At 46.6% G+C, this 12480-nt stretch carries 10 protein-coding genes; 6 read left to right on the forward strand and 4 right to left on the reverse strand.

The window, feature by feature from the left end; translation table 11 throughout:
• Positions 1-198 precede the first annotated feature (198 nt).
• The 4 genes from leuD to leuA all read right to left on the reverse strand — a co-directional run bounded on the left by leuD (position 199) and on the right by leuA (position 4941).
• Positions 199-801: a 3-isopropylmalate dehydratase small subunit gene (gene leuD / locus GOL65_RS15310; RefSeq protein ID WP_140919541.1), complete on the reverse strand. Its 603-nt coding sequence runs from the start codon at positions 799-801 to the stop codon at positions 199-201.
• 12 nt (positions 802-813) lie between these two features.
• Positions 814-2214, reverse strand: a complete 1401-nt coding sequence (leuC, locus tag GOL65_RS15315) for a 3-isopropylmalate dehydratase large subunit (protein ID WP_140919542.1) — start codon at positions 2212-2214, stop codon at positions 814-816.
• 1 nt (position 2215) lies between these two features.
• A complete protein-coding gene (gene leuB, locus GOL65_RS15320; protein WP_140919543.1) occupies positions 2216-3307 on the reverse strand; it encodes a 3-isopropylmalate dehydrogenase in 1092 nt (363 codons plus the stop codon).
• A gap of 80 nt (positions 3308-3387) precedes the next feature.
• A complete protein-coding gene (leuA, locus tag GOL65_RS15325; RefSeq protein WP_179038445.1) occupies positions 3388-4941 on the reverse strand; it encodes a 2-isopropylmalate synthase in 1554 nt (517 codons plus the stop codon).
• 440 nt (positions 4942-5381) lie between these two features.
• Between leuA and cybC the strand changes: the two genes are divergently transcribed.
• From cybC to cra, 6 genes are all read left to right on the forward strand, one after another.
• Positions 5382-5768 (forward strand): cytochrome b562, encoded by a 387-nt coding sequence (gene cybC, locus GOL65_RS15330; RefSeq protein ID WP_140919545.1) that lies wholly within the window; start codon positions 5382-5384, stop codon positions 5766-5768.
• Complete coding sequence (locus tag GOL65_RS15335; protein ID WP_179038446.1) at positions 5769-6275, forward strand: cytochrome b/b6 domain-containing protein; 507 nt, start codon at positions 5769-5771, stop codon at positions 6273-6275.
• Positions 6276-6469: 194 nt separating this feature from the next.
• Complete coding sequence (locus GOL65_RS15340) at positions 6470-8269, forward strand: AMP-dependent synthetase/ligase (RefSeq protein ID WP_140919547.1); 1800 nt, start codon at positions 6470-6472, stop codon at positions 8267-8269.
• A gap of 613 nt (positions 8270-8882) precedes the next feature.
• Complete coding sequence (gene ilvI, locus GOL65_RS15345) at positions 8883-10601, forward strand: acetolactate synthase 3 large subunit (protein ID WP_140919548.1); 1719 nt, start codon at positions 8883-8885, stop codon at positions 10599-10601.
• Complete coding sequence (gene ilvN / locus GOL65_RS15350; protein ID WP_140919665.1) at positions 10601-11095, forward strand: acetolactate synthase small subunit; 495 nt, start codon at positions 10601-10603, stop codon at positions 11093-11095. Before ilvI ends, ilvN begins: the two co-directional genes overlap by 1 nt.
• Positions 11096-11287: 192 nt before the next feature.
• Positions 11288-12292: a catabolite repressor/activator gene (cra, locus tag GOL65_RS15355; RefSeq protein WP_130592339.1), complete on the forward strand. Its 1005-nt coding sequence runs from the start codon at positions 11288-11290 to the stop codon at positions 12290-12292.
• Positions 12293-12480: the final 188 nt, after the last annotated feature.

The raw sequence follows: 12480 nt of genomic DNA on the forward strand, positions 1-12480 counted from the left end.
GGTGTTTCACCCTTCGGGCCAGCGCAAGCGCAGTTCAAACAGGCTTCGCCTGTTTGTCGTTGGCTTACGCCAAGTCGACCCCCACGGCAGCCCCTCCCGGCAATTGGCTATTTTAGAACGTAAAACTGAACTACCAGACTGTATCATTAGACGAAAACAAACAGGCCAGCATATTGCTGGCCTGTTTGTTTCTATCTCTTACCGCAAAAACACTGGCTGTTTAGCTTCATAATCGCTAATTGCACTATCATGCTGTAGCGTCAGGCCGATGCTATCCAGCCCGTTAATCATGCAATGCTTACGGAAAGCGTCAATATTGAAGCTATAGCGTTTACCACCAGCAATCACCTGTTGGTTTTCCAGGTCGACAGTAAATTCAACACCTTCCTGACTGGCGACCAGCTTAAACAACTCATCAACTTCTGCTTCAGTTAAGATAACTGGTAACAGCTGGTTATTGAATGAGTTTCCGTAAAAGATATCAGCAAAACTTGGGGCAATAACTACTTTAAAACCGTAATCCGTTAAAGCCCATGGAGCATGTTCCCGTGAGGAACCACAGCCGAAGTTTTCTCGAGCCAACAGAATTGAGGCCCCTTTATAACGTGGCTTATTTAAAACGAAGTCAGGATTTGGCTTTTGACCTGCATCGTCCAGAAAGCGCCAGTCGTTAAACAGATGCTGACCAAAACCGGTACGGGTTACTTTTTGCAAAAACTGCTTTGGAATAATGGCATCGGTATCGACGTTTGCTGCATCTAACGGAACTACAATGCCAGTATGTTGAGTAAATTTAGTCATGTTGTAGTCTCCTTAGCTCAGCTTGCGAATATCGGCAAAGTGACCGGCAATTGCTGCCGCTGCGGCCATTGCCGGACTCACCAGATGAGTGCGTCCACCGCGGCCCTGACGACCTTCAAAATTACGGTTACTGGTTGATGCACAGCGCTCTCCTGGTTCTAACCGGTCATTATTCATGGCTAAACACATGGAACAACCTGGTAAACGCCATTCAAAACCCGCATCAATAAAGATCTTATCCAGACCTTCGGCTTCAGCCTGAGCTTTGACCGGGCCTGAGCCGGGAACGACCATCGCCACCACACCAGCGGCAACTTTGTGACCTTTAGCAATAGCGGCAGCAGCGCGCAAATCTTCAATACGAGAGTTAGTACATGAACCGATAAACACTTTATCAATAGCCACATCGGTCAGTTTGGTTCCCGCTTTTAAATCCATATAGGCTAGCGCTTTTTCTGCTGATGTACGTTCAACGGGATCGCTGAAAGAAGTTGGGTCGGGAATGCTTTGGTCGATAGCCATGACCTGACCAGGGTTTGTTCCCCAGGTTACCTGCGGTGCGATATCAGCGGCATTCAGGGTAACAACGGCATCAAATTTAGCACCGTCATCAGATTTCAAGGTGCGCCAGTAGTCGACCGCGGCATCCCATTGCTCTGCTTTAGGGGCAAATTGACGGCCTTTTACATAGTCAAACGTGGTGTTATCCGGAGCAACCAGACCTGCTTTAGCACCCATTTCAATCGCCATATTACACAGGGTCATACGGCCTTCCATGGACAGTGCTTCAATGGCTTTACCACAGAATTCCACCACATAACCGGTACCACCGGCATGGCCAATTTTACCAATAATAGCCAATACAATATCTTTAGCCGTAATGCCTTTTGCGGTATCGCCCTGAACTTCAATTTTCATGGTTTTAGCACGCGCCTGTTTCAGGGTTTGGGTGGCTAAAACATGTTCAACTTCAGAAGTACCAATACCAAACGCCAGTGAACCGAAAGCACCGTGGGTAGCGGTATGGGAATCGCCGCATACGATGGTCATACCCGGCAACGTCATACCTTGTTCAGGTCCGATAACGTGAACAATACCTTGATAAGGATGGTTCAAATCATATAAAGAGACATTGAACTCTTTGCAGTTTTTAATCAGCTCTTGCATTTGAATACGAGCCATCTCACCGCAGGCATTAATGTCTTTGGTTTGCGTGGAGACGTTATGGTCCATGGTGGCAAAGGTTTTACCTGGTTGACGAACCGGACGCTTCATTGCCCGTAAGCCATCAAAAGCCTGTGGAGATGTGACTTCATGTACCAGATGGCGATCGATATACAATAAAGGTGTTTCGTTCGGCGCTTCGTAGACTACGTGGGCGTCGTACAATTTTTGATACAGTGTCTTAGCCATTTTATGCCCCCTGAGCGACGAACTGAGCGATAATATCGCCCATTTGACTGGTGCTGACAGACTTACCGTCACCGGCTAAATCTGAAGTACGGTAACCTTGTTCTAAGGCCTGATTGATTGCTTTTTCGATAGCATTGGCAGCATCGTCAGCATTCAGGCTATAGCGCAACAATAATGACAGCGAAAGAATTTGCGCAATTGGGTTAGCAATATTTTTCCCGGCAATATCAGGAGCAGAACCACCAGCCGGTTCGTATAAACCAAAGCCTTTTTCATTCAGGCTGGCTGATGGCAACATTCCCATCGAACCGGTAATCATGGCGCATTCGTCTGACAGAATGTCACCAAACAGGTTGGAGCACAGCACAACATCAAACTGAGAAGGCTCTTTCACCATCTGCATGGTGGCGTTATCGATATACATATGGTTTAGCGCCACATCCGGGTACTGCTTAGCGATTTCAGTGACCACTTCACGCCATAAAATAGAGCTTTGTAACACGTTAGATTTATCGATAGAGGTGACCCTGGCGCGACGCTTACGGGCAGCTTCAAAAGCGATATGAGCAATACGTTCAATTTCGAAACGATGATAAACCTCGGTATCAAAAGCTTTTTCCTGTGGGCCAGAACCTTCACGACCTTTAGGTTGGCCAAAGTAGATGCCGCCAGTTAACTCGCGTACACACAGAATATCGAAGCCTTTATGGGAAATATCACTTCTTAATGGACTAAAATCTTCCAAACCCTGATACAAACGGGCAGGGCGCAAGTTACTGAATAACTGAAAGTGTTTACGTAAAGGTAACAATGCACCGCGTTCTGGTTGCTCTGCCGGTGGCAGATGTTCCCATTTTGGTCCACCAACAGAACCAAACAAAATTGCATCTGCCTGCTCGCAACCCGCTACGGTTGCTGCGGGTAATGGCATGCCGTGACGGTCGATGGCAGCACCACCTACATCATATTCACTGGTGGTAATTTCAATATTAAAGCGCTGGCGAACAGCTTCCAGTACTTTGATTGCCTGCTGCATCACTTCCGGGCCAATGCCATCTCCGGGCAATACTGCAATGTGGTAAGAACGCGTCATAATTGCTCCATACTTTATGGTTGTTTTGTTGCAACAAATGTTGTTGTAGCTAATGTTTGCTTAAAAATAAAATCTAAATATTACTCAGTGGTTTGCGCCAGGCGTTGTTTTTGCATTTCCACCTGTTGAGCGCGCCAGATATGATTCAGTACGTGAACCAGTGCCTGAGCAGAGGATTCAACGATATCCGTTGCCAGGCCAACACCGTGGAAACGACGGCCTTCATACTCAGCAACAATATCTACCTGACCTAAAGCATCTTTTCCCTGACCTTTCGCAGTTAATTGATACTTCACAATTGAAATAGGGTAGTCAGCAATACGGTTAATTGCCTGATAAACCGCATCTACCGGGCCGTTACCCGTTGCCGCTTCAGACTTAATTTCACCACCACAGGTCAGGCGCACAGAGGCGGTTGCCATCAAATTAGTACCTGACTGCACGCTGAAGTAATCCAGTGCGAAATGGTCCTGTTCTTCCTGCTGCTTACGAATGAATACCAGCGCTTCTAAATCGTAATCAAATACCTGACCCTTTTTATCCGCCAGTTTCAGGAAGGCTGAGTACAAATCGTCCAGAGAGTAATCATTCTCACTGTAACCCATGGCTTCCATACGGTGTTTCACCGCTGCGCGACCAGAGCGAGAGGTCAGGTTTAATTGTACCTGACTGAAGCCAATAGATTCCGGCGTCATGATTTCGTAAGTTTCGCGGTTTTTCAGCACGCCATCCTGGTGAATACCGGAAGAGTGAGCATAGGCATTAGAACCAACTACTGCTTTATTTGCCGGAACAGGCATGTTACACAACTGGCTAACCAACTGACTGGTACGATAAATTTCCTGATGGTTGATGTTAGTGTGTACGCCCATAATGTCCTGACGCACTTTAATCGCCATGATGACTTCTTCCAGTGCGCAGTTACCTGCACGTTCACCAATACCATTGATGGTACCTTCCACCTGACGGGCACCTGCCTGAACGGCAGTAATCGAGTTAGCTACTGACATACCTAAATCATCATGACAGTGAACGGACAGAATCGCTTTATCGATATTAGGTACGCGCTGGTACAGGGTTTCGATGATATTGCCAAACTGACGCGGTACGGTATAGCCCACAGTATCTGGAATATTAATGGTGGTGGCACCGGCGCTAATGGCGGCTTCTACCACACGGCACAGGTTGTCAATGGGGGTACGACCAGCGTCTTCACAGGAGAATTCAACGTCATCGGTGTAGTTACGGGCTCTTTTAACCGAACGTATTGCCATTTCCATGACGTCTTCAAAAGAGCGCTTCAGTTTAGATTCGATATGCAGGGTGGAGGTGGCTAAAAAAACGTGGATACGGAAGGCTTCAGCTACGCGTAATGCTTCTGCAGCAACATCGATATCTTTATCGACGCAACGTGCCAATGCGCACACCCGGCTATTTTTGATCTGTCGGGCGATGCTTTGTACCGATTCAAAGTCACCGGGAGAAGAGACCGGAAAGCCAACTTCCATTACATCTACGCCCATACGCTCTAACGCCATGGCAATTTGCATTTTTTCTTTTACGCTCAGGCTTGCCTGTAAAGCCTGTTCGCCGTCTCGCAGGGTGGTATCAAAGATAATTACTTGCTGGCTCATATTCTGTACCTTCTGTTTTTAAATCGTTTAATCGGGTTAAAACTTCCTGCGAGGCCAAAAAAAAACCCGCGCAGGTAGCGCGGGTTTCTTGTGTTTTTTCTGAATCTAATCAGTTCGTCTTCCACAAGCCAGCCGCGCAACAAGATGCGAGGAGGAGGAGGCTGAGAAAACGAATAGATGCAAACATGCGATTCAGTACTCTTTATAAAAAATTCAGTAGTGGGGTAAATTGATACTGGATTGCTGAACTATTGTCAACGGTTGTTTTGTTTTTAACTAAAAAATGTTTGCTCGCGGTGAGTGAAAAAGGATAAGTAAAAAACTTGATGTAATGGTTAACAGATTCTTTTTTCCTCCAGTTACCCCTTTCTCCTGGTAGCAACTACACTTACTAAAGTTGTGTCATTTATTGAACTTTCTTAGCGTTATTAGGAGGATGTATGAGGAAATGGTTAGTGACGGCAATTGGCCTTACGGTACTGGCAACCAGTGCTATTACCCAAGCGAATGGTGTTGATGATCAAATGAAGTTGATTGCCAAAAATTACCGTACGGTATTAAACACAGATTCGCCCGATGAATTTAAGCAAAGTTTAGCCGCCATGAAGCAGGCGGCGCAAAAAGCACAGCAAGGCACTCCTGATAAGTTGGAAGGGCAGGCAAAAGATAGCGATAGCATGAAAGACTTTCGCCATGGTCTGGATACATTAATTGGTGAGATTGATAGTGCTACAGCCTTAGCGGATTCCGGTAAGTTTGATCAGGCCAAACAGGCGGCAGAACAGTTCAAACAGACTCGCGATCAGTATCATAAGAAGTATAAGTAAATGATTCAGCGTTGGGATTGGGTGGTCAGAACCACGCACTGGTGCGTGGCGTTAGGTTTTTTGCTCAATCGACTGCATATTACTGAACCGGGTAAAACCCTGCATCAAATCGTGGGGTTAACCGTTGCTACATTGGTGATTGTACGTCTGATATGGGGAATGACTGGAGCAAAAGGGCCTGCTCGTCTTTCGGCTATTGTCCCAACCTGCACGGCAATACGTCAGCATCTGGAGGAGGTGCGCCAGCGCTCGGCTCACCGAACTCTGGGGCACAATCCTATTGGCGCTATCAGCATTTGGTTATTTTGGTTATTGTTACCATTAGTGGCTTTCAGCGGATGGGCTCAGGATACCGCGTTGATGGATCGCTGGCCAGTGGATGAATGGCACTACTGGCTAGTCAATGTAGTGACTGTTTTGGTTATTTTACATATTTTAGCGGTTGTAACCCTTTCGATTTGGCTTAAACGCAATCTGATTGTTGCCATGCTACCGGGTAAGCGTTAAACACGCCTCTGAGACACTTCTGTTTCTCTCATAAATATTCATCCTTTAGAACGCTGTTTCTAAGGGATTTTCAGCTCAAAGTTTGCAACCATTCACGCATATTTAGTTAATTCCCATTGACCCGCACTCGAGAAAATGTAGACTTCCCAGCATAAAAATAGCGAACAGCTGTAAGCTGAAAATGAGAGTCATTTATGAACCAAACACTCAGGCAATTTCACCCGGTTGGGCGTGTGCAAGATCGTATCCAGCAGAACCCAGGCAGAATTGCATTCAGAGAGTGGGATCAACATCAGGAAAAATCACTCAGTTGGCAGCAAATTGGTGAGTGTATTTCTCAAACCGCCAGAGCGTTATTAAGCACCGGTGTGCAGGTTCAGGACCGTATTGCTATCTTTGCTAATAACAGTATTAACTGGGCGATTACTGATTTATCTATTCTTCATTTACGCGCTATTGCGGTACCCATTTATTCGACCAATACGCCAGTACAGTCTGCTTTTGTGATTAATGATGCACAGGTCAGAACGCTGTTTGTTGGCGCTCAGGCTCAGATGGATGCGGCATTAACTATTTGTGAACTGTGCCCTCAGCTTGAAAGAATCATTGCGTTTGATAACAGCATCGATTTACATGGATGTGATATTGCCATCCATCTGGATGATTTCTGTCAACGAGCTGATGATAGTCAAATGGCTGAATTTCAGACGCGTATTGACGCTCGCGATATTGACGATCTGTTTACTCTGATCTATACCTCGGGTACTACTGGTGAACCTAAAGGGGTGATGCTGGATTATCGAAATCTGGCTACTCAATTTTGCCTGCATGATGAGCGCTTAACGGTTAGTGCTGATGATGTTTCGCTGAGTTTCCTGCCGTTATCCCATGTTTTTGAGCGTGCCTGGAGCCTGTATGTGATGCATGCTGGCGCTCAAAACGTCTATTTGCGTGATACCGCTTTAGTACGTGAAGCCATGTCAGACGTAAAACCTACCGTGATGTGCGCAGTGCCGCGGTTTTATGAAAAAGTTTTCTCAGCGATTCATGACAAAGTCGCTCAGGCTCCATGGCATCGTCGAGCCTTATTCCATAGCGCGTTGTGGTGCGGTAAGCGTAAATTCTGGGCTGCTCATCAGGGCAAAAAACTCAATCCTCTGATGGCTGCAGGTCATCGTCTGGCGGATAAGCTGGTGCTGAAAAAACTGCGTGGCGTATTAGGTGGAAATATTCGCTTTTTACCAGCGGCGGGTGCCAAGCTGGATGACAACATTATCCTGTTTTTCCATGCGGTAGGACTGCACATTACTTACGGTTACGGTATGACCGAAACTTGTGCCACAGTATCCTGCTGGGAAGAGACCGGTTTCCGTTTTGGTTCTATTGGTCGTCCGTTACCGGGTGTTGATGTTCGTATTGGTGATGAAAACGAAATTCAGGTGCGTGGTCCGATTGTGATGCGTGGTTATTATAATCGTCCGGAAGAGAGTACTGCGGCATTCACTGCGGATGGTTGGTTAAAAACCGGTGATGCAGGCATGTTGGATGAGTCTGGCAATCTGTTTATTACTGAACGTATTAAAGATTTAATGAAGACTTCGTGTGGCAAATATATTGCTCCGCAGGTGATTGAAGGAGCACTAGGACAGGATCGTTTTATCGATCAAATTGCGGTTGTAGCCGATGCCCGTAAATTTGTTTCTGCTCTGATTGTTCCCTGCTTTGTAAGTCTGGAAGAGTATGCTTGTTCGATGAATTTGATTTATAAAGATCGGATGGAGCTATTACGTAATAGCCATATTGTGGAACTGTTTGAACAGCGTCTGAATGAACTGCAAAAGGAATTGGCACGTTTTGAACAGGTGAAGCGTTTTACGTTATTGCCAGATGCTTTCAGTATGGAGCTGGGGGAATTGACCCCGACGCTTAAATTACGGCGTAAGGTGATACTGAGTCGTTATCAGAATGAAATTGAGATGATGTATAGGGAATAGTGGTGACAGGAAAGCGATTTAATTTTCTGAAAAACCTATGCAATTGACTGCTGAGAATATTCCGGCTGTAAGAGCTTCATATTTATATAGACATTGTACCCGGCCGGAAAACCATTTATACATAATCTCGGAGTGCGTCGGGCCTAGGCTGCCTACGGGCACTTCGTTGGCTCGCGCCAAGTCGACCCCCACGGCACCCTCTCCCGACGATTGGCTCTTTTTAGATGCAAAGTTTAAACCACCAATAATTTTATCAACCCTGGGCGCATGTAATGCGCCTTTGTTTTTTCTGGGTTTTATCTGATGTGTGGGTTTTTAATCGGAACACTCAGGTGGAGGATGACCGATTATTCTGCTGGTTATCGGCTTAATGGCTTGAAAAACTTTCTTTTTAATGATGAAAAAATGCTTTTGCCAGTATGAATATACGGCGGTATGGTAATAAGCTGGTCCTTGGCTATCTTTTATGTGATGTCTTTTGGCAATGTGATGCTTTTAGAGTAGTAATACACAAGCAGGCCAGACAAGAACAATATCATGGGTAAAACCCTGTATTTCGCCTTATGGCTTATTATCGCCTGAGTGCACAACAACAATAACCTGGAGGAAACCCATGGAAACGTTATCCGGAGCTGAGATAGTTGTCCGATCGTTGATCGATCAGGGGGTTAAGCATGTATTTGGTTATCCGGGTGGGGCAGTGCTGGATATCTATGATGCATTGCATACGGTGGGTGGTATTGACCATGTGTTAGTTCGCCATGAGCAAGCCGCAGTACATATGGCTGATGGCTTTGCCCGCGCAACCGGTGAAGTAGGGGTGGTATTGGTAACTTCGGGGCCGGGGGCAACCAATGCTATTACCGGTATCGCTACTGCCTATATGGATTCTATTCCTCTGGTGGTACTTTCCGGTCAGGTGGCGACCACATTGATAGGTAACGACGCCTTTCAGGAATGCGACATGGTGGGGATTTCCCGTCCGGTGGTAAAACATAGTTTTTTAGTTAAGCATGTCGAAGATATCCCAATGGTGCTGAAAAAGGCATTCTACGTTGCCAGTACAGGCCGTCCCGGTCCGGTAGTGGTCGATTTGCCCAAGGATATTCTCAATCCGGCGATTAAGATTCCGTATTCTTATCCCGATCAAATTTCTATGCGTTCCTATAATCCAACGGTGCAGGGCCACCGGGGGCAAATTAAACGTGCTTTGCAAATGCTTCTGGAAGCCAAAAATCCGGTGGTATACGTTGGTGGTGGGGCTATCACTTCAGGCTGTGATGCTGAGCTGAAGACGCTGGTAGAAACGTTGAATCTACCGGTAGCCAGTTCATTAATGGGGCTGGGCGCTTTTCCTTCAACGAATAAACATTTTGTTGGTATGTTGGGTATGCATGGTACTTATGAAGCCAATATGACTATGCACCATTCCGACCTGATCTTTGCGGTTGGTGTACGTTTTGATGACCGTACTACCAACAATCTGGCTAAGTATTGTCCGGGGGCGACGGTATTACATATTGATATTGACCCTACCTCAATTTCTAAAACGGTGAATGCCGATGTACCTATCGTTGGTGATGCCAGACAGGTTTTGACCCAGATGCTGGAACTGCTAAAACAGCGGGATCCTGCGCAAGGTTTTGAGAATCTGGAGAGCTGGTGGCAGAACATTGAAGAATGGCGTTGTAAACAGTCGCTGGCTTACGATCACAGCGGTGATCGCATTAAGCCACAGGCGGTTATTGAAGCCTTGTACCGTTTAACTCAAGGCAATGCTTATATCGCTTCTGACGTAGGGCAACATCAAATGTTTGCTGCGTTGTACTATCCGTTTGATAAACCTCGTCGTTGGATTAACTCCGGTGGTCTCGGCACCATGGGCTTTGGTCTACCTGCTGCGCTGGGAGTTAAACTGGCGTTACCAAGAGAAACCGTCGTTTGTGTCACCGGGGATGGCAGTATTCAAATGAATATTCAGGAGCTATCCACGGCACTGCAATATGATTTACCTGTTGTGGTCCTCAACCTGAATAATAAATTCCTGGGCATGGTAAAGCAGTGGCAGGATCTGATTTATGCTGGCCGCCACTCCCATTCTTATATGGATTCTCTGCCAGACTTTGTCAAACTGGCGGAAGCCTATGGTCATGTGGGAATCTCCATTAGCAAACCTGAAGAGCTGGAAAGCAAACTGGCGGAAGCGCTGGCAATTAAAAATCGCTTGGTGTTTGTTGATGTTGCCGTTGATGAAAGAGAGCACGTCTATCCGATGCAAATTCGCGGCGGTGCAATGGACGAAATGTGGCTAAGCAGAACGGAGAGGAGCTGATTATGCGCCGTATACTATCAGTATTACTGGAAAATGAATCCGGCGCTCTGTCGCGGGTGATTGGCCTGTTTTCCCAACGGGGATACAACATTGAAAGTCTGACCGTAGCGCCAACGGACGATCCGACTCTTTCGCGTATGACAATTCACACTAAAGGCGATGCGAAAGTACTGGAACAAATAGAAAAACAGCTACATAAGCTGGTTGATGTTCTGCGGGTATCTGAACTAACCGATGGTGACTGTGTTGAACGTGAAATCATGCTGGTGAAACTACGCACTTCCGGTGATGGCAGGGAAGAGGTCAAGCGCTGTGCAGATATTTTCCGTGGTCAAATTGTGGATGTTACATCCTCGTTGTACACCGTTCAGCTAGTGGGCGCCAGCAGTAAACTGGATGCGTTTTTAGCCGCTATTCGTGAAGCGGGCGAAATTGTAGAGGTTGCCCGTTCAGGAATCGTCGGTGTAGGGCGCGGTGAGCGGATTATGCGCTAACCATTTTTCAGGCAAAAACAGGAGCTCTACCGGTGGTGTAGAGCTTTTTATTTTGTATTACACTGACTGAATGGATTAAGCAGTTGCTGAATCGTCATATCTTGGGTTAGATCTACATTACTTAAAGCCATTTATATTAATATGGCTATTATGCCACCAATGACGGGGCGAAATGATACTTAAGGGGTTAACGTGAAACTGGATGAAATTGCGCGTCTCGCTGGTGTTTCACGCACGACGGCCAGCTATGTAATTAATGGCAAAGCCAAGCAATATCGTGTGAGCGATAAAACAGTTGAGAAAGTCATGGCGGTAGTCCGGGAACATAATTATCAACCTAATGCGGTTGCTGCTGGCTTACGTGCTGGTCGTACACGTTCTATCGGGCTGGTTATTCCTGATTTAGAAAACACCAGCTATACAAGAATTGCTAACTATCTTGAACGTCAGGCGCGCCAGCGAGGCTATCAGTTGCTGATAGCCTGCTCTGAAGACCAGCCGGATAACGAAATGCGCTGCGTTGAGCATTTACTGCAACGTAAAGTGGACGCCCTGATTATTTCCACCGCGTTACCGCCGGAGCATCCGTTCTATCAGCGCTGGGTAAACAGTTCTCTACCGATTATCGCTCTGGACCGGGCGCTGGATCGTGAACACTTTATCAGCGTTGTTGGAGCCGACTACGAAGATGCTGAAATGCTGGCATCGGAGTTACGTAACTTTAAAGCAGATAGCGTGGCGTATCTTGGTGCGTTACCTGAATTATCCGTCAGCCAATTGCGTGAGCAGGGGTTCCGTCAGGCGTGGAAAGGGGATAAGCGTCAGGTTAGCTATATTTACGCCAATAGCTATGAGCGTGAATCAGCGGCAGAAGTCTTTAAAAACTGGTTGGAATCTAACCCGATTCCTCAGGCAATTTATACCACGTCCTTCTCATTGCTACAGGGTGTGATGGATGTGATTTTACAGAAACAGGGCCGTTTACCTGCCGATCTGGCGATTGCTACCTTTGGTGATAATGAACTGTTGGATTTCCTTGAGTGCCCGGTATTATCCGTTGCTCAACGCCATCGTGAGGTTGCCGAGCGGGTGCTGGAATTAGTTCTGGCAAGTATTGATGAAACTCAGAAACCAAAACCAGGGCTGACACGCATTCGACGCAGTCTGTTCCGCCGCGGTAGTTTGAGTCGCGTATAGTGTGTAAATCATATTAAGAGTATCCGTTTGATAATCGGAGAAAACCGCAGGGGGCCTGAAACGGGCTCCCTGTTTTATTATCAGCAAGCCGCATTGAGCTTACTTCAAGGCGTTACGTTATGTTACTATTACGCGCTAAAGTATCGGTCAGGTCGACGAGTAAAATAGCCAACCACATCTATTCCCTT

It is taken from the genome of Limnobaculum xujianqingii, from assembly GCF_013394855.1.
Lineage (GTDB): Bacteria > Pseudomonadota > Gammaproteobacteria > Enterobacterales > Enterobacteriaceae > Limnobaculum > Limnobaculum xujianqingii.

Bases quoted from the DNA above. Each gene is read 5' to 3' on its own strand.
- leuD (WP_140919541.1), bottom strand. From the start codon at position 801: ATGACTAAATTTACTCAACATACTGGCATTGTAGTTCCGTTAGATGCA.
- leuC (WP_140919542.1), bottom strand. From the start codon at position 2,214: ATGGCTAAGACACTGTATCAAAAATTGTACGACGCCCACGTAGTCTAC.
- leuB (WP_140919543.1), bottom strand. From the start codon at position 3,307: ATGACGCGTTCTTACCACATTGCAGTATTGCCCGGAGATGGCATTGGC.
- leuA (WP_179038445.1), bottom strand. From the start codon at position 4,941: ATGAGCCAGCAAGTAATTATCTTTGATACCACCCTGCGAGACGGCGAA.
- cybC (WP_140919545.1), top strand. From the start codon at position 5,382: ATGAGGAAATGGTTAGTGACGGCAATTGGCCTTACGGTACTGGCAACC.
- GOL65_RS15335 (WP_179038446.1), top strand. From the start codon at position 5,769: ATGATTCAGCGTTGGGATTGGGTGGTCAGAACCACGCACTGGTGCGTG.
- GOL65_RS15340 (WP_140919547.1), top strand. From the start codon at position 6,470: ATGAACCAAACACTCAGGCAATTTCACCCGGTTGGGCGTGTGCAAGAT.
- ilvI (WP_140919548.1), top strand. From the start codon at position 8,883: ATGGAAACGTTATCCGGAGCTGAGATAGTTGTCCGATCGTTGATCGAT.